Below are 25,166 nucleotides of genomic sequence, written 5' to 3' on the forward strand. Positions count from 1 at the left end.
ACCGGTGGTAGAACCTACGTTCGAGACCCTACCAGTGGGATCGGCCGTCAGGCGTTGAGGCTCGCCAGCACGTCCTCGGGGACGTCCATGTTCGAGTAGATGTTCTGCACGTCGTCGGAGTCCTCGAGCGCGTCGATCAGCTTGAAGACCTTGGCGGCGCCGTCGGCGTCGACCGTGACCTCGACGGACGCCCGGAAGCCCGACTCGGCGGACTCGTAGTCGATCCCGGCCTCCTGCAGGGCGGTGCGCACCTGGACGAGGTCGGTGGACTCGCAGACCACCTCGAACTGCTCACCGAGGTCGTTGACTTCCTCGGCACCGGCGTCGAGCACGGCCATGAGGACGTCATCCTCGGTCAGCTCGCCCTTGTCCAGGACGATCTCGCCCTTCCGGGTGAACAGGTACGCCACGGAGCCGGGGTCGGCGAGGTTGCCGCCGTTGCGGGTCATCGCGGTGCGCACCTCGCCGGCGGCGCGGTTGCGGTTGTCGGTCAGACACTCGATGAGCAGGGCCACGCCGTTCGGGCCGTAGCCCTCGTACATGATGGTCTCCCACTCGGCGCCGCCCGCCTCCTCGCCGGCGCCGCGCTTGCGGGCGCGCTCGACGTTGTCGGCCGGGACGGAGTTCTTCTTGGCCTTCTGGATGGCGTCGTAGAGAGTGGGGTTTCCGGCGGGGTCACCGCCGCCCGTGCGGGCGGCCACCTCGATGTTCTTGACGAGCTTGGCGAAGAGCTTGCCGCGCTTGGCGTCGATCGCCGCCTTCTTGTGCTTGGTGGTGGCCCACTTGGAATGGCCTGCCATTGATGTTCCGCCCTCCGGGGGTCTGGGGACCGGGTCCCGCCGTCCGGCGGCCCGGCGCGGCGCCTCGTAGAGGTCCGCTGACCGCCTAGTCTACGAGGTGGCCTGCCGCACCATGTCGAGGAAGTACCCGTGGACGCGCACGTCGTCGGTGATCTCGGGGTGGAACGACGTGGCCAGGGCGTTGCCCTGCCGCACCGCGACCACGTGGTCGCGGCCGTCGGAGGCGCGGACGTCGGCGAGGACCTGCACGTCGGGCCCGAGCGATTCGACCCACGGGGCGCGGATGAACACCGTGCGTACCGGGTCGCCACCGAGGGCGTCGACGACGAGGTCGGCCTCGAACGAGTCGACCTGCCGCCCGAAGGCGTTCCGGCGGACCGTCATGTCGATCGCGGAGAACCACGTCGCGTCGGCCCGGGTGTCCAGGACGTCCGAGGCGAGCAGGATCATGCCGGCGCACGACCCGTAGACGGGCATGCCGCCGGAGATCCGCTCGGCCACGGGCTCGTGCAGCTCGTACACGTCCAGCAGTCGGCTCATCGCGGTGGACTCGCCTCCCGGCAGGACCAGGCCGTCCACCGCGTCCAGCTCGGACCGTCGGCGCACGGGGACGGCCCGCGCGCCGACGGTCTCGAGGTGACGGATGTGCTCGGCCACGTCGCCCTGGAGGGCGAGGACCCCGATCGTCGGTGTGCGCCCGCTCACGACACGGAGGTGGAGCCGGAGGTGTCCACGGGGAACGACTGGGCTCCCGGGTTGAGTTGCCGGGACAGGCCTTCCTGGGTCACGGCGGCCACGAGTCGCCCCGAGCGGTCGAAGATCCGCCCCTGGGTCAGGGCACGCCCCCCGGAGGCGGACGGGGACGTCTGGTCGTAGAGCAGCCAGTCGTCGGTCCGGAAGGGCCGCATGAACCACATGGCGTGGTCGAGCGAGGCGTCCTGGGTCGGCTCGTCGGGGTGCGGGATCTTGGCGGATCCCAGCAGGGTCATGTCGGACATGTACGCCAGCGTGCACACGTGGAAGTTGGCGTCGTCCGGGAGGCGGTCGACGCACCGGAACCACACCCGCTGCTGCGCGGCCAGCTCACGGCTGGTCGGCATCCCGTCACGGGGGACGAAGCGGATGTCCCACTGGGCCCACTCGTCGACGAAGACGCGGTGGACCTCGTCCAGGTCGTCGACGGAGGTCACGGGGATCTCCTCGGGGTCGACGACGCGGGGCATCTGGTCCTGGTGCTCGATCCCGTCCTGGTCGATCAGGTGGAAGGAGGCCGACATGGAGAAGATCGGCTCTCCCTGCTGGATGGCGGTGACCCGCCTGGTGGCGAAGCTCCGACCGTCACGGAGCCGGTCGACCTGGTAGACGGTGGGCACATCGGGGATCCCCGGGCGGATGAAGTACCCGTGCAGGGAGTGGACGTGCTTGTCGGAATCCACTGTCTGGACGGCGGCGGTCAGGGTCTGACCGGCCACCTGTCCACCGAAGGTCCGCTGGAGGTGGGTGCGGATCGCGGGACCCCGGTAGAGGTCGCGGTCGATCCGCTCGATGTCGAGGATCTCCTCGATCTTCGCCACCGGCGGGTCACCAGCCCCGCTCGGCGAGCCGGTGGGGCTCCGGGATGTCGTCCACGTTGAGGCCGACCATGGCCTCGCCGAGACCACGGGAGATGTTCGCGAGCATCTCCGGGTCGTCGTGGAAGGTCGTGGCCTTGACGATGGCCTTGGCCCGCTCGGACGGGTTGCCGGACTTGAAGATGCCCGAGCCGACGAAGACGCCCTCGGCGCCGAGCTGCATCATCATCGCGGCGTCGGCGGGGGTGGCGATGCCGCCGGCGGTGAAGAGCACCACGGGGAGCTTGCCCTTCTCCGCGACCTCCTTGACGAGCTCGTACGGGGCCTGCAGCTCCTTGGCCGCCACGTACAGCTCGTCCTCCGGCAGGTTCTGCAACTTGCGGATCTGCTGGCGGATCGAGCGCATGTGGGTGGTGGCGTTGGAGACGTCGCCGGTGCCGGCCTCGCCCTTGGAGCGGATCATGGCCGCACCCTCGGTGATGCGGCGCAGCGCCTCGCCGAGGTTGGTGGCGCCGCAGACGAACGGCACGGTGAAGGCGAACTTGTCGATGTGGTTCGTGTAGTCCGCGGGGGTGAGGACCTCGGACTCGTCGACGTAGTCCACCCCGAGGGCCTGCAGGATCTGTGCCTCGACGAAGTGGCCGATGCGCGCCTTGGCCATCACCGGGATCGAGACGGCCTCGATGATGCCGTCGATGAGGTCGGGGTCGCTCATCCGGGCGACGCCGCCCTGGGCGCGGATGTCGGCGGGAACACGCTCGAGGGCCATGACGGCCACGGCACCGGCGTCCTCGGCGATCTTCGCCTGCTCGGCGGTGACGACGTCCATGATGACGCCGCCCTTGAGCATCTCGGCCATGCCCCGCTTGACGCGTGCGGTTCCGGTGGTGTTCTCGCTCGACTGCGGCTCGCTCACGAAATTGGCCTTCCTGGCTCAGACGACGTGTATAGGCGTCCAGTGTAGGGCGGCCGCACGTCGGCGCCCCAACCGCCGCCCCGCGCGGGTGGGTCAGGGGCGCGGGGGCGGGGCGTCGACGAGCTCGACGTAGTCGGGCATGGGGGCCCGGCCGGCCAGGCGGAGGGCGCGGACGGCGGTCTGCTCGCGCAGACTGCGGGTGTCCCGCACGGCGTCGTTGTAGAAGCGGCGAGCCATGGCGACGCGGTCGGTGGCGTCCTCGAGTTCGCCGGCGAGATCGCCGGGTAGTGCGTCCACGTCGAGCGCGGCCAGCATCATGCCGAGGGTGTTCTCGGCCAGTTCAGCGTGCTCGCCTGCCTCGTCATCGTCGTCGGTCAGGTCGGTCCTCCGGCGCGGCGGGGGCTGCGGCGCCGGGTCGGGCCCGGCGACGGCGTCCGGGGGGTGCGCGCGGGCGCGGGCGAGCGCGCGGGACAGTCGGTCGGCCCCCGGCGGGTCGCGCGGGGTGAGGTCGCGCACGACCGCGGCGGTGACCGCGTGGCGCCGCTCCAGGGCGCCGGCCAGGGCGGAGCGGGCGAGGTCGGTGCGGATGTGCAGCCGGTCCAGTCGGTGGGCGGTGAGGTAGGCGCCGAACAGGGCGGCGGCCAGGACCGCGACGAGGACGACGACGACGAGGGCGATCAGCTCAACGGACACGGAGCGTCTCCCCCGGTCCCCGGATCGTCTCGTACACGCGGATCACCCGGTCGGCGACGACGGGCCAGTCGTACTCCCGGACCGCCTCGCTGCCGCGGGTGCACAGCTCGGCACGGCGCGCGGGGTCGGTCAGGACGACAGTGAGGGCACCGGCGAGGGCGTCGGCGTCCCCGACAGCCGCGAGTTCTCCGCACTCCCCGTCGCGCAGGACCCGGCGGAACGCGTCGAGGTCCGAGGCGACGACCGCGGTGCCGGCGGCCATGGCCTCCACGAGGACGATGCCGAAGCTCTCGCCGCCGGTGTTGGGGGCGCAGTACACGTCGGCAGCGGCCAGGACGGCGGCCTTGCGGGCGTCGTCGACGCGGCCGAGGAACTCCACGTCGAGACCGGCGGGTAGTCGCGCGCGCAGGGCGTGCTCGTCACCGTCGCCCATGATCCGCAGACGCAAGCCCGGGACCTCGCGCAGGACGGCCGGCAGCGCGGCGGCGAGGACGCCCATCCCCTTCCGGGGCTCGTCGTAGCGGCCGAGGAACGCCACCGTCGGGGCGTCGGCCGGCTCTCCGGAGGTGTCGACGTCGCTGAAGGCGCTCACGTCGACCCCGTTGGGGATCTCGACGGCGTCGGAGCCCAGGGCCTCCATCTGCCAGCGGCGGGCCAGGGTCGACACGGCGATACGGCCACGGATCTTCTCGAGCAGCGGGGCCAGGACGCCGTCCGCGGCGTCGAGGATCATCGATTCGGTGGTCGAGGTGTGGAAGGTGGCCGTGATGGGGCCCGAACACATCGCGAGGGCGAACATGCCGACCCCGGGGGCGTTGGGTTCATGGATGTGCAGCACGTCGAGGGGTTGTTCGCGCAGCCAGTGACGGGTCGCGCGCCAGGACGTGGGCCCGAAGCTGAGCCGGGCCACGGACCCGTTGTACGGGATCGGGACGCCCGGCCCGGTCAGCGTCATGCCGGAGACCGGTGCGCTGCCGGGACTGCCCGGGGCGAGGACGCGGACGGTGTGCCCGCGGCGTCGGAGCTCCTCCGTCAGGTCCACGACGTGGGCCTGCACACCGCCGGGGGCGTCGAAGGAGTAGGGGCAGATCATGCCGATACGCACGGCCGGATCAGCCCTCGATCCGCTCTCGCCGCTCGGCCGTCAGGTCGTCGAGCCACAGTGGCTGCAGCATGTGCCAGTCGGCGGGGTGCCGGGCGATGCCCTCGGCGAACAGGTCGGCCATCGCCTGGACGGCGGACTCGACGCCCCCGGAGACGTCGATAGGCGGGGTGATCCGGACCCGCATGGTGTCGGGGCCGTCGTACCAGAACTGGGCCACCAGGAACGGCGCGCCGGTCTCCACCGCGAGCCTGGCCGCGCCGGCGGGCATGCGGGTCGTCTCGCCGAAGAACGTCACGGGCACCCCGGTGCGGCGCAGGTCCCGTTCCCCCGGCAGGGCGACGATGCCGCCGCCGGCGAGGAAGTCCCGCAATGCGTCCAGCGGCGGGGTCGGCCCACCCGTATGCGGGAAGATGGTGAATCCCAGACTCTCGCGATAGTCCAGGAAGCGCTGGTAGAGCGACTCCGGCTGGAGCCGCTCGGCGACGGTGGCGAACCCGCCGTACCGCCGCGCGAGCCAGGTGCCCCCGAGGTCCCAGTTGGCCGAGTGCGGCAGGGCCACCACGACGCCGCGCCCCGGCGCGAGGGCCGCGTCGAGGTGTTCGATCCCGTCTATGGTGCGGTCCATCTCGCGGGCGACGGCCTCCCGGTCCATCGAGGGCAGGCGGAACGCCTCCCGCCAGTACCGGGCGTAGGACCGGAAGGAGTCGCGGATGAGCTCGTCGGGGACCTCGGCCGGCGGGACGCCCAGGACCCGGGCGAGATTCCTGCGCAGCTGGGAGTCGGGGCCCTGTCTACGGGCGGCGACGTCGGCGCCCGTGCGGAAGAGCGCCCGCGCCAGGCCCTCGGGGAGGGCCCGGACCGCGGCCCACCCGGCCGCGTAGCCCAGATCGGACAGGCGCTCGGTCACGCCGCTCATCGGTCTCCCGGCCTCGTCGTCGGTGCGGTGGCGACGTCCTCGCGGGCCACACGGCGGAAGTAGTCGGTGCGCCCGCCCCATACGCGCTGGACGACCGTGACGAGGCTGCCCGCCGCGACGGCGGTGAGCCCCACCTCGAGGGCCCACGGGACACCCAGTCCCTCGAGCCCGGCGCCGAGCAGGATGAGTACCAGCCGGTCGGCGCGTTCCATGAGCCCGCCGGGGGTACGCAGGCCTCCGGCGTCGGCTCGGGCCTTGGAGTAGGACACCACCTGGGACAGCACCAGGCAGGCCAGCAGCATGACGAGCGCGTAGCGGTTATCGGGTTCGGCGTAGACGAGCCACCACAGCAGGGAGGACAGGATCACGCCGTCCGCGACCCGGTCGGACACCGCGTCGACCAGGGCGCCGTACGGCGATCCGCCGCCGCCGGCGCGCGCGACGGCACCGTCGACCAGGTCGAGCAGGGTGCACAGCGCGATGACGATCGCGCCCGCGACGAGCAGGCCGTTGCCGAACAGGGCGACGGCCGCGGCGCTCGTCAGCACGAGCCCCGTCAGGGTGATGCCGTTGGCCGTGACGCCCGCCCGGACGAGCAGCGTCGCGAACGGGTGGGCCACCCGGGTGACCCCCGACCTTCCGTACTCGCTGAGCATTCGTCCCCCCGCTTACCTAGAAGGTGTGGTCGACCCGGGCACGGTAGCCGGAGACTCCGTGGTGGACCACGCCTCGGCGAGCAGCTGCCGCGTCTGACGGAGGAGCTGCGGCAGTACCTTGGTGCCGCTGGTCACCGTAATGAAGTTGGCGTCCCCGATCCAGCGTGGGACGACGTGTTGGTGCAGATGGTCGGACAGCGACCCGCCGGCCGCGCCGCCGAGGTTGAGCCCGACGTTGAACGAATCGGGTGCCGAGACCGCCTTCACGACCCGGATCAGGTGCTGCGTATAGGACATCAGCTCGCGGGACTCGCCGTCGTCCAGGTCCTCCAGGTTCGCCACCTTGCGGTACGGCACCACCATGGCGTGACCCGGGTTGTACGGGAAGAGATTGAGCACGACGTAGACGTGCTCGCCCCGGGCGACCACCAGCCCGTCCTCGTCGCTCATCCGGGGGATGTCGAGGAACGGCTCCCCCGTCATCCCCTCGGCGGGTTCCGGGCGCGTCTCCGCGATGTAGGACATCCGGTAGGGCGCCCACAGCAGCTGGAGACGGTCCTCGCCCACGCCGAACTGGCGGTACTCCTCGGTCGGCACCGACTCCCCGGACGTCACACGCGCTCCGCGGTGGGCACGTCGTTGCGGCGCGAGTTGATCCAGTAGGCGATCTTGTCCATGGCGGCGTTACGAGAGACGCCGTTGAGCTGCGTGCCGTCGGGGAACCGGAAGCTCACGGCGCCGGCCTCCACGTCGCGGTCACCGGCCAGCAGCATGAACGGGACCCTGCCGGTGGTGTGGTTGCGGATCTTCTTCTGCATCCGCTCGTCGGACGTGTCGAGCTCGGCGCGGATGCCCCTGCCCCGCAGTTCGTCGATGACGTCCTCGAGGTGCTTCTCGTGCGCCTCGGCGACGGGGATGCCCACCACCTGCACGGGCGCGAGCCACGCCGGGAACAGGCCCGCGTAGTGCTCGAGCAGCACGGCGAAGAACCGCTCGATCGAGCCGAAGAGCGCGCGGTGGATCATGACGGGGCGCTTCTTGGTCCCGTCGGCGGCGTTGTAGGTCAGATCGAACAGCTCGGGCAGGTTGAAGTCGAGCTGCACGGTCGACATCTGCCAGGTGCGGCCGATCGCGTCGCGGGCCTGCACGGAGATCTTGGGACCGTAGAACGCCGCCCCGCCCGGGTCCGGCACGAGCTCGAGCCCGGAGTTCGTCGCCACCCGACGCAGGGTCTCGGTGGCCCGCTCCCACAGTTCGTCGCCGCCGACGTACTTCTCCGGGTCCTTGGTGGACAGCTCGAGGTAGAAGTCGTCGAGACCGTAGTCACGCAGCAGGGAGATGATGAACGAGAGGACGGAGGCGATCTCGCCCTCCATCTGCTCCTCGGTGCAGTAGATGTGCGCGTCGTCCTGGGTGAAGCCGCGGGCGCGGGTGAGCCCGTGGATCACGCCCGACTTCTCGTACCGGTACACGGTGCCGAACTCGAACATCCGCAGCGGCAGCTCGCGGTACGAGCGGCCGCGGGAGTCGAAGACGAGGTTGTGCATCGGGCAGTTCATGGGCTTGACGTAGTAGTCCTGCCCCGGCTTGGTTTCGTTGCCGTCCGCGTCGTGTTCGGCGTCGAGCACCATCGGGGGGAACATGCCTTCCGAGTACCAGCTCAGGTGCTGCGACTTGCGGAACAGATCGCCCTTGGTCACATGCGGGGTGTTGACCAGCGAGTAACCGGCGGCCAGGTGGCGCCTGAGGGAGTGCTGTTCCATCTCGTTGCGGATGATGCCGCCGCGCGGGTGGAACACCGGGAAACCGGAGCCGATCTCGTCGGGGAAGCTGAACAGGTCGAGCTCGGTGCCGAGCCGCCGGTGGTCGCGCTTCTCCGCCTCGGCCAGTCGGTCGAGGTAGGCGTCCATGGCCTCGGTGCTCTCCCACGCGGTGCCGTAGATGCGCTGGAGGCCGGCGTTGCTCTGGTCGCCCCGCCAGTAGGCGGCCGACGAGCGGGTGAGCGTGAACGCGGGGATGAACTTGGTGGTCGGAGCGTGGGGTCCGCGGCACAGGTCGGACCAGATGACCTCACCGGTCCGGGGGTTGAGGTTGTCGTACGCGGTGAGTGCGCCCGCGCCCACCTCCATGATCTCGGAGTCCTCGAGGGCCTCGGCGCCGCCCTCGTCGCCTGCGTCCGCCCGACCCTTGTCCTCGATGAGCTCGAGCTTGTACGGTTCGCCGGCCAGCTCGGCCCGGGCCTCGTCGAGCGAGGCGTACTCGCGGCGCGAGAAGCGCTGACCCGCCTTGATGATCTTCTTCATCCGCTTCTCGAGGTCCTTGAGGTCCTCGGGGGTGAACGGCTCGGCCACGTCGAAGTCGTAGTAGAAGCCGTTCTCGATCGGCGGCCCGATGCCGAGCTTGGCCTCGGGGAACTTGTCCTGAACGGCCTGGGCGAGCACGTGTGCGCAGGAGTGTCGGATCACCGAGCGGCCGTCCTCGGTGTCGGCGCGGACGAGCTCGACCTCGGTGTCCACCTCCGGCTCCCACGACAGATCCCGCAGCGTGCCCTCCGGATCGCGCACCACGACGATCGTCTCCGGCCCGCTGCGCGATTGGAGTTCGCGCTCGGCGAGGATCTTGCCCGCCGGCTCACCGGCCGGGATGACGGTGGTCACGGTGGCCGCACCCGTCGCGTCGACATCGGCTTGAGGCATGCGGTTCTCGGACACGGGGGACGATCTCCTCGGCAGTGGACGTCGGGCGGCGACGGGCCGCCCGGGCTGACACCGCGGTCCGTACGGCGGACCGGGCCGGTCCATGCTACCCGGGCCCCCTCGGAATCCCGGACCTCGCCGGGGCGTTGCACCCGGGTATGCGCATCGATGTCTGGTCCGACGTCATCTGTCCGTTCTGCTGGATCGGCAAGCGGCATCTGGAGGCGGCGCTGGAGTCCTTCCGGGTCGAGCATCCCGACACCGAGGTCGAGGTCGCGTGGCGCGCCTACGAACTCGATCCGTCGGCACCTCGCGTCACGGGCGACGAGCCGGGCGAGACCAGCGTCGAGATGCTCGCGCGCAAATACGGGATGTCCCGGGCCGAAGCCGAGGCTGGGCAGAAGCAGATGGCCGCCCGCTTCCGCGAGTTGGGTCTGGAGTTCGACTGGCGGTCGGCGCGGGTCAGCTCGACGTTCGACGCGCACCGGCTCGCCGCGTTGGCGGCTGAGCACGGGCGCGCCGACGAGGTGGACGAGGGACTGCGCCGCGCCCACTTCTCGGAGGGTCAGGTGATCTCGGACCCCGCCGTGTTGCGACGTATCGGCGTCGACGCCGGCCTGCCCTCCGACTCGGTCGACCGGGTGCTGGCCGGCGACGATTTCTCCGACCAGGTCCGGCGCGACGTGGAGACCGCCCGCGGCCTCGGGGTCCGAGGGGTGCCGTTCTTCGTGTTCGATGGCCGGCTCGCGGTGAGCGGCGCGCAGCCCGTGGAGGTGTTCGTACAGGCGCTGGAGCAGGCACTGGAGTCCGGCGCGGAGGCCACGTCCGACGCCGGCTGACCCGTCTCGCCGGCCGACCCCGCACCGGCTGCTGCCGCGCCGCGGTCGCCCCCTGCGACGACAGAAGCCCTCCCGGCATCCGGGAGGGCTTCTGATTGCCTTGTGGTCCTAACTGGGTTCGAACCAGTGACCTCTCCGGTGTGAACGGAGCGCTCTTCCGCTGAGCTATAGGACCGCATGTCGCCGGGCTCTCTCGCTCGGCACCGGAACACTGTAGCAAGCCCCGGCCCGCCGCCCAATTCGGGGCCCGGATCCCCGTTCCCGCCCAGCTCGCGCACACCGCTGCGCCCCCGCCGCCCCGCGCCGCGCCCCCGCCGCGCTCCCCCAGCCACCGTCAGTGTGGCCGACCGGCGAGTGGTCACAAACGACGAAATTTCCGAGTCGTGACCTGGGAAAACTTGGACACATATGACCGCTCGGCGGTGAGCGCGTCCGGCGGCGCCCGCCAGCCCGGCGCGCGGGCCCTCTACCGCCCGCGTCCGCTCGTACCGTCCTCCCGCCGCGCGCTCGGAGGCGCCGCGGGCGGAATTCACCGCCGGGTTGTGCCGAGCGCGCGGGCGGGCGCGATGCGCCTCCGAAGTCTGCCGGGCGCGCGGGCGGGCGAACTCGCTGTCCAGGCCTGGCGGGCACTCAGGCGAGCGGCTAGCCGAGTAGATGGAACGGGTTCGCGTGCGGAGGCGACGGGGCGCGGGGCTCCGGCCGGGGAGGGGCGTGTGCGGCCAAGGCCTGCGGGCAGGTAAGCCACTGGGCAGGCGCGATCGCGGCCGCGACCGGCGGGCGCGTTCTCTGCGGATCGCCAGGGGCGCTCGCTGCGAAGGCGGATCGGCCGGTGTGTGGGTCTGCCGGGAGCGGTCGCAGACGCCTGTTTTCGGACATCCGCCCAGTTCATCGCGCATTTCCGACCCCGGATTTGTGTTCCGTCGAACTCGTCGGCTAATGTTCATTCTCGCAACGCGGTAAGCAACAGCGAGCCGGGAAGCGATGCGGATGTGGCGCAGCTGGTAGCGCATCACCTTGCCAAGGTGAGGGTCGCGGGTTCGAATCCCGTCATCCGCTCGGAGGGATCGAGGAGCCAGGACGTCCTCACCAGGCTCGATACCTTTGCGGTGGAGTGGCCGAGTGGTGAGGCAGCGGCCTGCAAAGCCGTCAACACGGGTTCGATTCCCGTCTCCACCTCTACGTCCGGATTCGTCCGGGCGCAGAACCCGCGCGATTAGCTCAGCGGGAGAGCGCTTCCCTGACACGGAAGAGGTCACTGGTTCAATCCCAGTATCGCGCACCACACGAAAGCCCCGGCCCCGGCTGGGGCTTTCGGCGTTGATGCGCCGGTGGTGAAATGCGCTTCGAGACCCAGCCGCGGTCCTCCCCTGCCACCGGACAGATCGCCGCCGTACCGGTACCTGACCGTTCCGCCGGTGTGATGTCTGTCGCGGATGATGAGTACATGACTGCCACGCCCCGACTCCACCATCCGACGACGGTCGGCCGGGCCGACGTGGCGAGCATGCGCGGCCGCGTCGTCGACCGCCGCCACATCACCGGGGTCCTTGCCGACCTCCGTCGGACCGCTGCCGACTCGTATGAGGTCACGCTCGTGCTCGGCGGTGGCGACGACATCGAGCGGTATGTCATCCGCGGGGTACGCGAGGACGAGAGCCTTCATCTGCACGCGTGAACGGTGCCCCTAGGCTGGCTGGGTGACCGCGCGACTCGACGAGGCCGTAGAGGCCGACCTCGGCCCCCTCTCGGACCTGGCCGCCCGTACGTTCCCGCTGGCGTGCCCGCCCGACCTCGACGCGGGGGTGATCGGAGCCTTCATCACCGAGCACCTCAGTGAAAAGGCGTTCAGGGCATACAAGGAGTCCCCGGACCACGAGGTGCTGGTGTGTCGTGCAGACGGCGGCGCGATCGTGGGGTACGTCCTGCTCGTAGAGGGCACGGCGATGGATCCGGACTGCGCATCGCAGATCGTCCACCGCCCCACGACGGGCATCAGCAAGTTCTACGTCGACCCGGACCACCACGGCGCGGGTATCGCGTCCTTGATGCTCGACGACGTGACGGCGCGGAGCCGGCAGTCGGGTGTGCGGAGCGTCTGGTTGGCCACAAACGTCGCGAACGCGCGGGCCCGCAGGTTCTACGTCAAGCACGGGTTCGAGCCTCGCGGAAATCGGACTTTTGACGTGGGCGGCGTAGCCAACACCGACGTCGTCTACGAACTGCCCCTCTGAGTCGCGCTGCTGCGGTTGGACGAGTCCTCGCTCGGGGCTCCCGGGCGGGACAACGCACCTCTCATCGCACGCGATCCCTGAGTGGGCGCTCGCGCGGGTCGCCAGATCGTGGGAGGGCAACGCCGCCTATCCGATCACGCGCCACCTGTGGGATCCCTTAGGCGTCGCGTTATCCGATAGGTGGCGCGGAGGCCGATGGGTGGCGGGCGCTCCGATAGGTGACGTCGCGGGTCGAGAGCCTCGCGGGTCGCGGCGAGTCGCCGACACCGGGTAGGCCGCGGCGCCGCGCTGCTACGGCCGGAGGTCAGCCGCCGACGGTCTCGAAGCGGGACAGCGCCAGCAGTCGCGAGGTCGCCCGCAGATACTTCTTGCGGTACCCGCCGGCGACCATCTCCTCGGTGAAGATCGCGTCCAACTTGTCGCCCGAGTTCCGCACCGGGATCCCCGCGTCGTAGAGACGGTCCGCGAGCACCACGAGCCGCAGCGCGATCGACTGGTCCGGCAGCGGCTTGACCCCGCTCAGGCAGACACGGTTCACACCGTCGACCAGGCGGTTGTACTTGGAGGGGTGCAGGGTGGACAAGTGCTGGCACAGCTCGTCGAAGTCATCGAATGTCGCGCCGTCGACCGCCTCGGCGTCCGCCCGCAGGTCCTCGTCGGTCATCGGGTCCGGGGCCGGCGGCAGGTTGCGGTGCCGGTAGTCCGGACCGTCCACGCGGATGGACTCGAAGATGCCCGACATCTTGCGGATCTCCCGCATGAAGTCCTTGGCCGCGAAGCGCCCCTCCCCCAGCTGCTCGGGCAGGGTGTTGGACGTGGCCGCCACACTGACACCGGCCGTCGTCAGCTCGGCGAGCAGGCGGGAGACGAGCATGGTGTCGCCCGGGTCGTCGAGCTCGAACTCGTCGATGCACAGCACGGAGTGGCCCGAGAGCTCCTCGACCGCGCGATTGAAGCCGAGCGCGCCCACCACGTGCGTCAGCTCGACGAACGTGCCGAACGCCTTGGGCACGGGGCAGTTGTGATAGATCGACGTCAGCAGGTGGGTCTTGCCCACACCGAACCCGCCGTCGAGGTAGATACCGGAACCCTGGACGGCCTTGGGGCGTCGACCGAACAGGCCTTTCTTCGGCGCGCGCCGGGCGTTGACCTCCTCGGCGAACTGCCGACACGCCTTGACCGCGGCGGCCTGCGAGGGCTCTGCCGGATCCGGGATGTAGGAGTCGAAGCTGACGTCGTCGAACATCGACGGCGGCACCATCTGGGCCACGAGCTGGTCGGCGGGGACCACCGGGGTGACGTCAACGAGGCGAGAGACCATACGCAGAGCCTATCGTGGGGGCATCCGACGTCAGAACGGAAGGAGTCCGCGGTGCCCACGACACGGCTGACCGTGATCGACGACGACCCCGCGGCCCTGGACACCCTCTGGGAGGCGCTGGAACCGGAGCCCGATCTCGCCCTGCCCCGCATCCGGGCCGTGATGATCTCCACGGTCGACGGCAGCACGACCGTCGACGGACGTAGCGGCGGGCTCGGCACCCCGACCGACAGACTCGTCTACGACGCTATGCGCGCCCGCGCCGACCTGGTGATGGTGGGCTCCGCCACGGCCCTGGCCGAGGGATACGGCCCCGCCCGGATCGCCGAGGCCTGGGCGGACCGTCGCCCCGGTCCCCCGCCAGTGGTCCTGGTGTTCACCCGGAGCCTCCCCGACCGGCTGATCGAACACTGCGCGCCACTCGGGGACGCCCTCCAGGTCGTCGCCGCACACGGCGTCCCCGGCGACCGCCTGGAGGTCGCCCGCCGACAGGGTGTGACCGTCCACGTGCTGGACCCCGGGCCGCTGCGCGCGGCGGTCCGATCGCTGGCCACCCACTTCGGGGCGTCCGAGGTGGCGTTCGAGGGTGGCCCCGAACTCCTCGGCACCTTCCTCCGAGAGGGCGCGATCGACGAGCTCGTGCTGTCCGTCGCGCCACAGCTCGTCGTCGGCGGCGACCGCACGCCGCTGGCCAGCGGCCCGGGCACCAGCAGCGTGCCGATGCGGGTCGCCGCCGCCTTCACCTGCCCGCACGGCGGGCTCTACGCGCGCTGGGTCGTCGACGGGGCGGCCGGGTGACCCGCGCCGGAGACGACACGGCTCCCCGGGGACGCGGACAGATGACCCGCGCCGGAGACGACCCGGCTCCCCGGGGACGCGGACAGATGACCCGCGCCGGAGACGACGCGGGCCCCCGGCACCGTGGTCGGATGACGCGCGCGCTCGGAGCCGCAGCGGCCGCCGTCGCGGTAGTGGCGGCCGCCTGCGCTCCCCTGCCCGCCACGGGCCCGCGGCTGGCCACCGGCGACGCCCCGGGCCGTGACGCCGACGGCGGGACCGGCCAGGAGACGGCGGACCGCCCGGAGTGGCTCGTACCGCGCTCCGACCTCACCTGGACCCCGTGCGCGGGGAACCGCGCCCGCGGGATCCCCGAGGACGCCACCGTCGAGTGCTCGATGCTCGGGGACACGCCCGTCCTGCGCCTCACGGCGACGGGCACCCCGGACGACGCGGCGCCCCTCGTCGTCGTCGCCGGTCCCGAGACCTCACCCGACACCCTCACCGCGCGGCTCGCCTCCGCCGGCCCCGAACTCACCGACTCCCGGCCGCTCGTCGTCGTCGACCACCGGGGCCGGTCCGGCGCGGCCGGAGCGTGCCTGTCCTTCCCCGCCCGGCGCACCCTCGACGGGCTGGCGGACCGCGGCACCGACCCCACCTCCCCCGAGGTGCGCGGCGCCCTCGCCGACACCGCGCAGTCGTGCACCGACCAGCTCCAGGGACGCGAACTGGACTTCGGCGCCGCGGGCGCCGCCGAGGACCTCGAACGGCTCCGGCAGGAATGGGGGGTCCCCGGACTCGCCGTTCTGGGCATCGGCACCGGCGCCCGCACCGCCCTGGCCTACGCGAGCGCCCACCCCGGCCGCCTGTCGGCACTGGTCGTCGACTCCCCCGCCCCCGCTGACGGCGACCAGGAGGCCGCCGCCCGCGCCGCCCTCGACGGCTCCGACTCCGCGCTGCGGCTCTGGGCCGCCTCGTGCACGCGGCCGGAATGCGGACCCGGTGACGCCGACGAGAAGGTCGACGCGATCGCCAGTGCCCTCGACCGTGCCCGCGGCCCCGGCGCGACCGTGCCCGCGGCCCTGCTGTCCGACGTCGTCCGCTCCGCGCTGGCCGACCTGTCCGGCGCCTCCGCCGCCGCCCCGTCCCCCGGCGACGTGATCCTCGGCGACCTCGTGAGCGCGGCGCCCGACGAGACCCCCGACAGCGTCCGTGATCGCGCCACAGAACTGTCCGGGACGTCCCTGCCGTACGTGGCCGGGTGCTCCGACCTGTCACGCCGCGTGCCGGTCAACCGCGTCGACGAACTGAGCTCCGAGTGGGCCGGCACCCCGCCGTTCGGGGAGATCCTCGCCGCGCAACTGTCCGCGTGCTCCACCTGGCCCGTCCCCGGGCAGGCTCCGGTCAGCGTGCCCGCCGACGTGCCGGTCCTCCTCCTGGGCGGGATCGCCGACCCCGTCGCCGGCGCCGCCGCCGTCGAACCGGCCGCCGCCGCGCTCACCGCCGCCGGAGCCACCGACGTCCGCACGCTCACCTGGGGCGCACCCGGATCGCGCGTGACTCTGCACTCCGTGTGCGCCCGAACCGCGGTGACCGGATTCCTCGCCGACCCCGACACCGCCGAGGACTCCGCCGCCTGCCCGTCCTGACCGACCGGAGCGCCTCGCCCGACCCCGGACGGCCAGGCGGTAGCCTGCGTGTCGTGCCGTTGCCGACCCAAAACACGATGACCGTGCCCCGCGTCCTCGCCCACGTGTTGTGGCCGCTGGCGATCATGACGGTCATCCACCGTGTCCTGATCAGGGCCGTCAACGGCTCCGTCACCAACGACTTCGGCACGGTCTACGCCGCCACCAGGCGGTTCCTCGCCGGCGAGCCGGTGTACGCCGAGAACCTGCTGACCGTCCAGCCGCACTACCTCTACGCCCCCAGCGGGACGTTCATGCTGGCCCCGTTCGGCTTGATCGACAACTACACGCTCGCCCGCTGGCTGTTCATCGGCCTCAACACCGCCGCGATCATCGCCGCGCTGTGGCTGCTCATGCGGCTGTTCGACCTCGATGTGCGGTCGTTCGCCGCCCCCTCGATCCTGCTGGCCGTGTTCTGCACGGAGGCCGTCACCAACACGCTGGTGTTCACCAACGTCAACGGCCTGATCTTCCTCTGCCAGGTCGCGTTCCTGTACCTGCTGCACCGCCGACGCCTGTGGTGGGCGGGCGTGGCCATCGGCCTGTCGCTGGCCGTCAAACCGATGCTCGCGCCGCTGCTCGTGCTGCCGCTCATCCGCAGGCAGTGGCAGCCTTTCGTCACGGCCGCCGCGATCCCCGCCGTGGCCATGGCCGCCGGCTGGGCGCTGACCGTCGACGCCCGCAGCTACGTCGACACCACGCTGGCGTACATGGGCGAGGTGCGTGACTACTACAACAGCTCGCTCGCCGGGCTCGGTCTGTACTACGGGGTCCCGGAGCCGCTCATCCTGGTCGCGCGGATCCTCGTGGTGGCCGCGACGCTTCTGGCGGTGTGGCTGCTGCTCGAGTACCGCCACAACCACGAGGTCCTGTGGCTCGCCACCACCTCCGGCGTCGTCCTCTCCGGCGTGTTCCTCGTCTCCACCCTCGGCCAGATGTACTACTCCATGATGCTCATCCCCATTATGCTCACGGTGGTGCTCGACAAGTCCCTGGTGCGCAACTGGCCGGCGTGGCTCGCGGCCTACGGGTTCTTCACCCTCGACTTCTGGGAGTCGACGCGCTGGCCGTACTACGGGCGGCTGCTCGAGTTCGCGCACCCGACCCTCGGCTGGCTGCTGCTGCTGGCCACCGTGCTGGTGGTGCTCCTGTGGCGCCGCTCGGACCCCCGCCGCCACGAGCGGATCGCACCGGCCGCCGCAGCGGCGTAGCCTGCGGGCATGAGCAAGCCCACCGACAGCCACACCACCCAGCCCGACTTCACCCTCGACGACGCCGAGTGGCGCCGCCGCCTCAGCCCGGCGGAGTACCAGGTCCTCCGCGAGGCCGGGACCGAGCGGCCCTTCACGGGCGAGTACAACGACACCAAGACCGAGGGCGTCTACCGCTGCCGCGGCTGTGGCGCGGAGCTGTTCCGCAGCGACGCCAAGTTCGAGTCGAACTGCGGCTGGCCCTCGTTCTTCACCCCGCTGGCCGGCGACGCGGTCATCGAGCGCGAGGACACCTCGCTCGGCATGACCCGGACCGAGGTCATCTGCGCCAACTGCCACGGTCACCTGGGCCACGTGTTCGCCGGCGAGGGCTACGGCACGCCCACCGACCTGCGGTACTGCATCAACTCGGTGAGCCTGACGCTCGAGCCCGCCGAGGGCTGAGCGCGGACCCGCACCGCGGGCGCGCGGCACAGCAGAGTCGCTCGCGGCACGCGAAAGGGAGCGACCGGATCCTCCCGGTCGGCCCCTTTTCCCGCGCGCAGTCGGGTACGCGCGAACCCTACGGCAGGGTCGCGGTGAGCTGCGCGGCCGTGACGCGCGGCCCCGTGAAGAACGGGATCTCCTCGCGCACGTGGCGACGGGCCTCGGTCGAGCGCATGATCCGCATGAGATCGACGATCCGGTCGAGCTGCGGCGCCTCGAAGGCGAGGATCCACTCGTAGTCACCAAGCGAGAACGCGGGCACGGTGTTGGCGCGGACGTCCGGGTACTCGCGGGCGGCGCGGCCGTGCTCGGCGAGGATCTGGCGGCGCTCCTCGTCGGGCAGCAGGTACCACTCGTAGGAACGCACGAACGGATACACGGAGATGTACGCGCCCGGCTCCTCCTCGGCGAGGAAGGCGGGGATGTGGCTCTTGTTGAACTCGGCGGGCCGGTGCAGGGCGGTGTTGGACCAGTACGCGGTGCTGGCCCGGCCCAGCAGGGTGGTGCGCCGGAACTCGTTGTAGAACCGCTGCAGGTCCTCGATGTGCTCGGCGTGGGTCCAGAACATGAAGTCGGCCTCGGCGCGCAGACCGGACACGTCGTACAGGCCGCGGACCACGACGTCCGTGCCCTCGTAGCGGGCGAGGAACGACTCGAGATCCGCGGCGACCGCGTCCCGGTCCTCGCCGAGCTGCCCGGGCGTCACGGTGAAGACCGAGAACATCAGGTAGCGCAGGGTGGAGTTGAGCTTCTTGTAGTCGAGGCGTGCCATGGCTCAATCCTGCCACTTCGCGGCCAGCCGCCGGGCCGCGGCCCGTGCCGACCCGATGCAGGCGGGTACCCCCACGCCCGCGGTCGCCCCGCCGACGAGTTCCACGCCGGGCAGCCGCTCGGCCAGCTCGGCCCGCACACCGGCGATCCGGGCGTCGTGGCCGGGGCCGATCTCGGCGAGGGCGTCCGTCCAGCGGCGCACCCGCGAGTGCAGGATCGTCGGCGCGGAGCCGCACAGTCCCCCGAGCGCGGATTCGGCCATCCGGGTGAGGGAGGCGTCGTCGGAGGCGAGCACCTCGTCGTCGTCGAGTCGCCCGAACGAGACCCGCACCAGGTGACCGGGACGGGTGTCGAGGTGGGGCCACTTGTGGCTCGTGAAGGTCATGGCCTTGAACGGCACCGGCTCGTCGGTCGCGACGAGGATCCCGGACCGCTCGGGGAGGTCCGCGGAGCGGTCGACCTCGAGCGCGACGACGGCCGAGGAGGCCGTGCGGATCCCGGACAGGGCCTGTTCCCCGGCGTCGAGGCCGCCGGCGGCGGTGAGCAGCGGCGCGGCGTGGGGAACGGGGATGGCGACGACGACGAGGTCGGCGCTCTCGACCCACGACCCGCGGTCACCGACGACCGCCAGCGTGTATCCGTCGCCCTCGCGCCGGAGTGAGGTGCACCTCGCGCCGGTGCGGATCAGCGCACCGGAGGCGGCGGCGATCGCGTCGACGAGGACGCGATAGCCGCCGTCGAGGGTGGCGAACACCGGGCCGGGCGTGCGGTTGCCGGTGAGCTCGCGGGCGGCGGCGGTGAGGCTGGGCGCGCCACGATCGAGCGCTTCGGCGAGCCCGGGCACGACCTGGCGCAGGCCGAGTCGGCTGCTGGGGGCGGCGTACACCCCGCCGAGCATGGGGTCGACGAGCCGGGCGACGACCGCGTGGCCGAACCGCTCGGCGACCAGCGCGCCCAGGGACACGTCCGAGCCCGGTTCCCACTCCAGCGGCAGGTCCGCCTCGCGCGCGGCGACGGCCCGCTCGGCGGGGCCGAGCACCTCCGACAGGGCGTCGACGTCCGACGGCAGACCCATGAGGGTCCCGCGCGGCATGGGGACCGCGCCCCCGCCGGTGAGGATGGCCGGCCCGAGGGTGCCCGGGTGGCGCAGCGAGTCGGTGAGGCCGAGTTCGGCGACCAGCTGTGAGGCCTCGGGGCGGCGGCCGATGAACGCCTCCGCGCCGAGTTCCATGGGCCCCGAGGGGAAGTCGACCGTGTGCAGCGCTCCCCCGGGCGCCGCCGACGCCTCGAGGACGGTCACGTGCGCGCCGGGGAGGTCCAGCGAGAGCTGGTAGGCGGCCGTCAGTCCGCTGAGGCCGCCCCCCACCACGACGACGCGCGGCGACGCCTCCGTCACTTGCCGGTGAGGTCGTGGACGAGCTCCACCACGTGGGTCACGGCGCCCGCGTCGGTCGCGGGCAGGACCCCGTGGCCGAGGTTGAACACGTGGCCGGCGGCGCCGGCCACGCGGGCGCGGCGGCCCTCCTCGAGGATGCGCCGGACCTCGCCGTCCAGGGCCGAGCGGTCGGCGAAGAGCATCGCCGGGTCGAGGTTGCCCTGCAGGACCTTGCCGGGTACCCGGGTGGCCGCGTCATCGAGCGGGATGCGCCAGTCCACGCCCACCACCTCGGGGCCCGCCTCGCCCATCGCGCCGAGCAGCTCGCCGGTGCCCACGCCGAAGTGGGTGCGCGGTACCGAGGAGATGACCTCGTCGGAGAAGATCCGCGTGGAATGCGGCAGGACCAGGGAGCGGTAGTCCCGCTCGGTCAGCGCCCCGGCCCACGAGTCGAAGAGCTGGACCGCGTCGACGCCCGCCCCGACCTGCGCGCGCAGGAACACGGTCGTGAGGTCGGCGAGCTTGGCCATCAGTGCGTTCCACACCTCGGGGCGCGAGTACATCAGCGACTTGGTGTGCTCGTGGTTGCGGCTGGGGCCTCCCTCGATGAGGTAGGACGCCAGGGTGAAGGGCGCGCCGGCGAAGCCGATGAGGGCCACGGCCGGGTCGAGCTCGGCGGTGATGAGCCGCACGGCCTCCTCGATCGCCTCGAGGCGGTCCGGGGTGAGCTCGGGCAGCGCGGCCACGTCCGACTCGTCGCGGATCGGCTCGGCCACCACGGGACCGGTCCCCGGGACGATGTCGATGTCCACGCCGGCCGCGGCCAGCGGGATGACGATGTCGGAGAAGAAGATCGCCGCGTCCACGCCGTGACGGCGCACCGGCTGCAGCGTGATCTCGCAGGTCATCTCAGGGTCGAAGCACGCCTCGAGCATGGTCGAGGTGCCCCGGACCTCCTTGTACTCGGGGAGCGACCGGCCCGCCTGGCGCATGAACCACACCGGCGTGTGCGCACCGCCCCTGCCCGTGACCTCGTCGAGGTAGGGGCCCGCCCCGGCGCGACGGCCCGGGGCCGCGGCCACCCGCTCGGTGGTTCCGGCACCGGAGGTGCCGCCGGGAAGGGGGGACGAGGACGCATCAGAGTTCAACACGCCCCCCATCGTCCCATGAAGTGGCCGCCGGGGCCGGTCAGCCCACCCGGGCCGGTGACGGCGCGCCTCTTCCACGCACGTGGCGGTGGTCGCTAGCGTGACGACCTGTGAGCACATCGGTCAATGACGGCGAGCCCGAGGTCTTCCGGGCGGCGGTCGAGTCGCTGTCGCGGCTCGAGGTACGGCCCGAGATCTCGGTCGGCCCGATCCGCCCGCCGCAGCGACTGGCGCCCTACAGTCACGCCCTCGGTGTGGAGATCCTCCCGCCCCGGGGCGACGACGTGCCGGAGTTCTCCGACGGCGACGCGTTCGGCCGCCTCATCCTGCTGCACGACCCGTCCGGGGACGACGCCTGGAACGGCACCCTGCGGTTGGTCGCGTACATCCAGGCGGACATGGAGGCCTCGTTGGCGGGTGATCCGCTCCTGCCGCAGGTGGCGTGGAGCTGGCTGACGGAGGCGCTGGACGAGGAGGCCGGGCCGTACACGGCCCTCGGCGGCACCGTCACCAGCACGGCCTCCGTCCGCTACGGCGACATCGCCGGCCCCCCGCAGGCCCATCAGCTGGAGCTGCGCGCGTCGTGGACGGCCCTCGAGCCGGACCTCACCGGCCACGCGTCGGCGTTCTGCAAGACCCTGGCGCAGGCCGCCGGCCTGCCGCCCGTCGGGGTCACGTCCCTGCGCGGACGGGCGTGAGCGGGCGCCGCCGCGGCGAGACCCCGCCCGGGGCGGCGCCTCCCCCGGCCGAGTACGAGTTCGTCGACGACCTCGCCGGGATCGGTGCGGTCGTCGGCGCCCTGGACGCGTCGTCCGAGCCGATCGCGGTGGACGTCGAACGCGCCTCCGGGATCCGCTACTCCGAGCGCGCGTTCCTGCTCCAGCTGCGCGTCCCCGGCGAGCCCGCCCTGCTCGTGGACCCGGAGACCCCGGGCCGGACCGTCGGGCCGCTCGCCACCGTCCTCTCGGAGCGGCCGCTGCTGTTCCACGCCGCGAGCCAGGACCTGCCGTCCCTGCGCGAGCTCGGCATCCACCCCACCGCGCTCGTGGACACCGAGCTCGCCGGGCGGTTCCTCGGGATCGAGCGGGTCAACCTCGGCGCCATGATCTCCGAGCATCTCGGGATCGGGCTGGCCAAGGCGCACTCGGCCGCGGACTGGTCCCGCCGGCCGCTGCCCGCCGCGTGGCTCGACTACGCGGCCTACGACGTGCTGTTCCTCCACGAGCTGGCGGACGAGGTCCTGCCCCGGCTCGACGCCCTGGGCCGCCGAGAGTGGTTCGAGGCGGAGTGCCGCCACCTCGTCGACTCGGTCCCGACCCCGGCCGCCGCCGACCCCTGGCGACGTCTGTCACGCCTGTCGAGCCTGCGCGACGGCCGGCAGCTGGCCCGCGCGCGGGAGCTGTGGATGGCCCGCGACCGCGTGGCCGCCGAGCGTGACATCGCTCCCAAGCGACTACTGGCCGACGCCGCCGTCGTCGAGGCCGCACGGGTCGGCCCGACCAGCCGGTCCGCGCTACTGGCGATCGACGGTTTCGACGGCCCGCAGCGCAGACGCCTGGTCGGCGAATGGCTGGCCGCCCTCGAATGGGCCGACGGACTCGGCCGCGAGGACCTGCCGTCCCGTCAGGGTCCGCCCGCCGAGCATCCCCCGCACGCGTCGTGGAAGCGCAACGAGCCGGAGGCCGCCGCGCTCCTGGACGTCGCGCGGGAGGCGATCGCTGCTCTCGCCGACGACCTGGGGATCGACCAGGGTCTGCTCCTCAAGCCCTCGACGTTGCGGTTGTGGGTCTGGCGTGCGGCCACCTCCGGTCCCGCCGACGACGCCGAGCTACTCGACGACGTCCTGCGGGACGAGGGGGCGCGGGAGTGGCAGATCGAGCTGACGACCGGCCCTCTGCTCGAGGCCGTGCGCCGGTTCCGGGCGGAGAGCTGACCCGCCGGGTCGGTCCGTGACCTACCGGGTCGGCCCTCCCCGCCGGGGCGGCCCGTGACCTACCGGGTCGGTCCGACGCGCGCGTTCTACAGTGCCAGGCGGGCCCTGATGCTCTCGGCGATCCCCTCCGCGGTCAGCCCGGCCTCGGCGAGGATCTCGCCGCGGGAGCCGTGGTCGAGGAACTCCTGGGGGATGCCCAGTGCGATGCGGTCGCCTCGCACGGCGGCGAGGTCCAGGCGGGCCGAGACCGCGGACCCGACTCCGCCGTGGAGTCCGTTGTCCTCGACCGTCACCACCAGGCGGCGGCCGCGGGCGGTCTCGACGATCGACGCCGGCACGGGGTAGACCCACCTCGGGTCGACCACGTCCACGGAGATCCCCTCCGCCTCGAGCGCGCGGGCCGCGGCCGCGGCGGGCGCGACCATGGGCCCCACGGCCACCACCAGCACCTCGGCGTCACCCGGGCCGTGGACCCGGTCCACGCCGTCCTCGGAGGTGGCCAGGGCCGGGACGGGCTCGCCCACGGAGCCCTTGGGGAAGCGCACGACGGTGGGGCCGTCGTCGACGGCCACGGCCTCGCGGAGCTCCTGGCGCAGGGTGAGCGCGTCGCGCGGCGCGGCCACCCGCACGCCGGGGACGATGCCGGTGAGCGACAGGTCCCACATCCCGTTGTGGCTGGCGCCGTCGGGACCGGTCACACCGGAACGGTCCAGCACCAGGGTCACGGGCTGACAGAGGAGGGCGACGTCCATGAGCAGCTGGTCGAAGGCCCGGTTGAGGAAGGTCGAGTAGACGGCCACCACGGGATGCATCCCGCCCAGCGCCAGCCCGGACGCGGAGGCCACGGCGTGCTGCTCGGCGATGCCGACGTCGAACATCCGATCGGGGAACCGCTCGCCGAAGGCCGCCAGCCCGGTGGGCCCGGCCATCGCGGCGGTGATCGCCACGACGTCGTCGCGCTCGGCGCCGATCGCGCAGAGCTCCTCGGAGAACACCGAGGTCCAGTCGACGGACGACGAGGTCGACAGCGGCTTACCCGTCTCGGGGTCGATCACCCCGGTGGCGTGCATCTGATCGGCCTCGTTGTTCTCCGCGTGCACGTAGCCCATGCCCTTGCGGGTGACCACGTGGACCACCACGGGGCCGCCGAAATCCTTGGCGAGCCGGAGCGCCGCCTCGGTGGCCGCGAGGTTGTGCCCGTCGACCGGGCCCATGTACTTGAGGCCGAGGTCGGCGAACAGCTCCTGCGGCGACACGACGTCCTTGACGCCGGCCTTGATGCCGTGCAGCACCGAGTAGACCGCCTTGCCGACGACGTCCTTGCGGGCGGTCAGGGCGCTCTTCGTCCGGTCCATCGCCTTCTCGTACGCGGGCTGCAGACGCAGCGCGCCCAGCCGCTCGGCGAGACCGCCGATCGTCGGCGAATAGGAGCGGCCGTTGTCGTTGACGACGATCACCATGGGCCGGTCCTTCGCGGCCGCGATGTTGTTGAGGGCCTCCCACGCCATACCGCCGGTCATCGCCCCGTCACCGATCACGGTGACGACGGTCCGGTCGCGCTCGCCACGCAGCGCGAAGGCCTTGGCGAGCCCGTCCGCGTACGACAGCGACGCGGTGGCGTGCGAGGACTCGACGATGTCGTGCTCGCTCTCCGCGCGGCACGGGTATCCGGAGAGGCCGCCGCGGGTGCGCAGCCCGTCGAAGTGGTCCCGTCGCCCGGTGAGCATCTTGTGGACGTACGACTGGTGTCCGGTGTCGAAGACGATCGGGTCACGCGGTGAGTCGAACACGCGGTGCAGGGCGACCGTCAGCTCGACGACGCCCAGGTTGGGTCCGAGGTGCCCGCCCGTGGCCGCGACCTTGCGGATGAGGAACTCGCGGATCTCGCCGCACAACCGGCCCAACTCGTCGGGTCCGAGCCCCCTGAGGTCGGAGGGGCCGTTCACCTGATCGAGCACGCTCATTGCTGTCGACTGCCCCTTCCCTGTCCGACACCCCGTTGGGTCGAGTCGCCAGTCTACGGGCTGAGGGCC

General features: G+C 72.0%; 24 protein-coding genes and 4 tRNA genes. 12 read left to right on the top strand and 16 right to left on the bottom strand.

The window, feature by feature from the left end; translation table 11 throughout:
* Nucleotides 1-47: 47 nt before the first annotated feature.
* The 10 genes from A6035_RS08490 to thrS all read right to left on the bottom strand — a co-directional run bounded on the left by A6035_RS08490 (nucleotide 48) and on the right by thrS (nucleotide 9,353).
* Nucleotides 48-800 (bottom strand): YebC/PmpR family DNA-binding transcriptional regulator, encoded by a 753-nt coding sequence (locus tag A6035_RS08490; protein WP_108847428.1) that lies wholly within the window; start codon nucleotides 798-800, stop codon nucleotides 48-50.
* Between the two features lie 90 nt (nucleotides 801-890).
* On the bottom strand, nucleotides 891-1,505 hold the full coding sequence (gene pdxT / locus A6035_RS08495) for a pyridoxal 5'-phosphate synthase glutaminase subunit PdxT (RefSeq protein ID WP_108847429.1): 615 nt from the start codon (nucleotides 1,503-1,505) through the stop codon (nucleotides 891-893).
* Nucleotides 1,502-2,374: an acyl-CoA thioesterase gene (locus tag A6035_RS08500; RefSeq protein ID WP_108847430.1), complete on the bottom strand. Its 873-nt coding sequence runs from the start codon at nucleotides 2,372-2,374 to the stop codon at nucleotides 1,502-1,504. Before A6035_RS08500 ends, pdxT begins: the two co-directional genes overlap by 4 nt.
* A 7-nt stretch (nucleotides 2,375-2,381) precedes the next feature.
* Nucleotides 2,382-3,287: a pyridoxal 5'-phosphate synthase lyase subunit PdxS gene (pdxS, locus tag A6035_RS08505; RefSeq protein ID WP_108847431.1), complete on the bottom strand. Its 906-nt coding sequence runs from the start codon at nucleotides 3,285-3,287 to the stop codon at nucleotides 2,382-2,384.
* 93 nt (nucleotides 3,288-3,380) lie between these two features.
* Nucleotides 3,381-3,980: an NUDIX hydrolase gene (locus A6035_RS08510; RefSeq protein WP_108847432.1), complete on the bottom strand. Its 600-nt coding sequence runs from the start codon at nucleotides 3,978-3,980 to the stop codon at nucleotides 3,381-3,383.
* A complete protein-coding gene (locus tag A6035_RS08515; protein ID WP_108847433.1) occupies nucleotides 3,970-5,085 on the bottom strand; it encodes a glycosyltransferase family 4 protein in 1,116 nt (371 codons plus the stop codon). The genes A6035_RS08510 and A6035_RS08515 overlap by 11 nt, the downstream gene beginning before the upstream one ends.
* Nucleotides 5,086-5,092: 7 nt before the next feature.
* Nucleotides 5,093-6,001: a phosphatidylinositol mannoside acyltransferase gene (locus A6035_RS08520; RefSeq protein ID WP_108847434.1), complete on the bottom strand. Its 909-nt coding sequence runs from the start codon at nucleotides 5,999-6,001 to the stop codon at nucleotides 5,093-5,095.
* Entirely contained in the window at nucleotides 5,998-6,657 is a 660-nt protein-coding gene (gene pgsA / locus A6035_RS08525) for a phosphatidylinositol phosphate synthase (protein WP_108847435.1), read from the bottom strand. The genes A6035_RS08520 and pgsA overlap by 4 nt, the downstream gene beginning before the upstream one ends.
* Before the next feature lie 12 nt (nucleotides 6,658-6,669).
* Nucleotides 6,670-7,272, bottom strand: coding sequence for an ATP adenylyltransferase (locus A6035_RS08530; RefSeq protein ID WP_108847436.1), 603 nt, complete (start codon nucleotides 7,270-7,272; stop codon nucleotides 6,670-6,672).
* Complete coding sequence (thrS, locus tag A6035_RS08535; protein ID WP_167400783.1) at nucleotides 7,269-9,353, bottom strand: threonine--tRNA ligase; 2,085 nt, start codon at nucleotides 9,351-9,353, stop codon at nucleotides 7,269-7,271. The genes A6035_RS08530 and thrS overlap by 4 nt, the downstream gene beginning before the upstream one ends.
* Before the next feature lie 158 nt (nucleotides 9,354-9,511).
* Between thrS and A6035_RS08540 the strand changes: the two genes are divergently transcribed.
* A complete protein-coding gene (locus A6035_RS08540; protein WP_235026586.1) occupies nucleotides 9,512-10,192 on the top strand; it encodes a DsbA family oxidoreductase in 681 nt (226 codons plus the stop codon).
* A gap of 103 nt (nucleotides 10,193-10,295) precedes the next feature.
* Here the strand turns inward: A6035_RS08540 and A6035_RS08545 are convergent.
* Nucleotides 10,296-10,367: transfer RNA gene (locus A6035_RS08545), tRNA-Val, on the bottom strand.
* 808 nt (nucleotides 10,368-11,175) lie between these two features.
* On the opposite strand from A6035_RS08545, the gene A6035_RS08550 reads away from it, so the two are divergent.
* From A6035_RS08550 to A6035_RS08570, 5 genes are all read left to right on the top strand, one after another.
* Nucleotides 11,176-11,248: transfer RNA gene (locus A6035_RS08550), tRNA-Gly, on the top strand.
* A gap of 49 nt (nucleotides 11,249-11,297) precedes the next feature.
* Nucleotides 11,298-11,368 (top strand) — tRNA-Cys (locus tag A6035_RS08555).
* A 31-nt stretch (nucleotides 11,369-11,399) separates the two neighbouring features.
* Nucleotides 11,400-11,474 (top strand) — tRNA-Val (locus A6035_RS08560).
* A 162-nt stretch (nucleotides 11,475-11,636) separates the two neighbouring features.
* Nucleotides 11,637-11,867, top strand: coding sequence for a hypothetical protein (locus A6035_RS08565; RefSeq protein WP_159149647.1), 231 nt, complete (start codon nucleotides 11,637-11,639; stop codon nucleotides 11,865-11,867).
* A 22-nt stretch (nucleotides 11,868-11,889) separates the two neighbouring features.
* Nucleotides 11,890-12,423 (top strand): GNAT family N-acetyltransferase, encoded by a 534-nt coding sequence (locus tag A6035_RS08570; protein WP_108847440.1) that lies wholly within the window; start codon nucleotides 11,890-11,892, stop codon nucleotides 12,421-12,423.
* A gap of 304 nt (nucleotides 12,424-12,727) precedes the next feature.
* Here A6035_RS08570 and zapE read toward each other — a convergent pair whose 3' ends face one another.
* A complete protein-coding gene (zapE, locus tag A6035_RS08575) occupies nucleotides 12,728-13,744 on the bottom strand; it encodes a cell division protein ZapE (RefSeq protein ID WP_108847441.1) in 1,017 nt (338 codons plus the stop codon).
* 51 nt (nucleotides 13,745-13,795) lie between these two features.
* On the opposite strand from zapE, the gene A6035_RS08580 reads away from it, so the two are divergent.
* From A6035_RS08580 to msrB, 4 genes are all read left to right on the top strand, one after another.
* Nucleotides 13,796-14,542: a dihydrofolate reductase family protein gene (locus A6035_RS08580; RefSeq protein ID WP_108847442.1), complete on the top strand. Its 747-nt coding sequence runs from the start codon at nucleotides 13,796-13,798 to the stop codon at nucleotides 14,540-14,542.
* A gap of 131 nt (nucleotides 14,543-14,673) precedes the next feature.
* Nucleotides 14,674-16,170, top strand: coding sequence for an alpha/beta fold hydrolase (locus A6035_RS08585; protein ID WP_108849160.1), 1,497 nt, complete (start codon nucleotides 14,674-14,676; stop codon nucleotides 16,168-16,170).
* A 53-nt stretch (nucleotides 16,171-16,223) separates the two neighbouring features.
* Nucleotides 16,224-17,420 carry a glycosyltransferase family 87 protein gene (locus A6035_RS08590; RefSeq protein WP_244192580.1) on the top strand — a complete coding sequence of 399 codons (1,197 nt, stop codon included), beginning with the start codon at nucleotides 16,224-16,226 and terminating at the stop codon, nucleotides 17,418-17,420.
* 9 nt (nucleotides 17,421-17,429) lie between these two features.
* Complete coding sequence (gene msrB / locus A6035_RS08595; protein ID WP_108847444.1) at nucleotides 17,430-17,864, top strand: peptide-methionine (R)-S-oxide reductase MsrB; 435 nt, start codon at nucleotides 17,430-17,432, stop codon at nucleotides 17,862-17,864.
* A gap of 118 nt (nucleotides 17,865-17,982) precedes the next feature.
* Here msrB and hemQ read toward each other — a convergent pair whose 3' ends face one another.
* The 3 genes from hemQ to hemE are packed head-to-tail and all read right to left on the bottom strand — an operon-like array spanning nucleotide 17,983 to nucleotide 21,134.
* Entirely contained in the window at nucleotides 17,983-18,678 is a 696-nt protein-coding gene (gene hemQ / locus A6035_RS08600) for a hydrogen peroxide-dependent heme synthase (RefSeq protein ID WP_108847445.1), read from the bottom strand.
* Nucleotides 18,679-18,681: 3 nt separating this feature from the next.
* Nucleotides 18,682-20,073, bottom strand: a complete 1,392-nt coding sequence (hemG, locus tag A6035_RS08605) for a protoporphyrinogen oxidase (RefSeq protein ID WP_108847446.1) — start codon at nucleotides 20,071-20,073, stop codon at nucleotides 18,682-18,684.
* Nucleotides 20,070-21,134 carry a uroporphyrinogen decarboxylase gene (hemE, locus tag A6035_RS08610; protein ID WP_425267522.1) on the bottom strand — a complete coding sequence of 355 codons (1,065 nt, stop codon included), beginning with the start codon at nucleotides 21,132-21,134 and terminating at the stop codon, nucleotides 20,070-20,072. Before hemE ends, hemG begins: the two co-directional genes overlap by 4 nt.
* A gap of 176 nt (nucleotides 21,135-21,310) precedes the next feature.
* On the opposite strand from hemE, the gene A6035_RS08615 reads away from it, so the two are divergent.
* Nucleotides 21,311-21,898: a DUF3000 domain-containing protein gene (locus A6035_RS08615; RefSeq protein WP_108847448.1), complete on the top strand. Its 588-nt coding sequence runs from the start codon at nucleotides 21,311-21,313 to the stop codon at nucleotides 21,896-21,898.
* A complete protein-coding gene (locus A6035_RS08620) occupies nucleotides 21,895-23,133 on the top strand; it encodes an HRDC domain-containing protein (protein WP_108847449.1) in 1,239 nt (412 codons plus the stop codon). The genes A6035_RS08615 and A6035_RS08620 overlap by 4 nt, the downstream gene beginning before the upstream one ends.
* An 86-nt stretch (nucleotides 23,134-23,219) precedes the next feature.
* Here the strand turns inward: A6035_RS08620 and dxs are convergent, their stop codons facing one another.
* Nucleotides 23,220-25,097 (bottom strand): 1-deoxy-D-xylulose-5-phosphate synthase, encoded by a 1,878-nt coding sequence (gene dxs / locus A6035_RS08625; protein WP_108847450.1) that lies wholly within the window; start codon nucleotides 25,095-25,097, stop codon nucleotides 23,220-23,222.
* Nucleotides 25,098-25,166 lie beyond the last annotated feature (69 nt).

This window comes from Dietzia lutea, assembly GCF_003096075.1.
In the GTDB taxonomy this organism is placed as follows: Bacteria; Actinomycetota; Actinomycetes; order Mycobacteriales; family Mycobacteriaceae; genus Dietzia; species Dietzia lutea.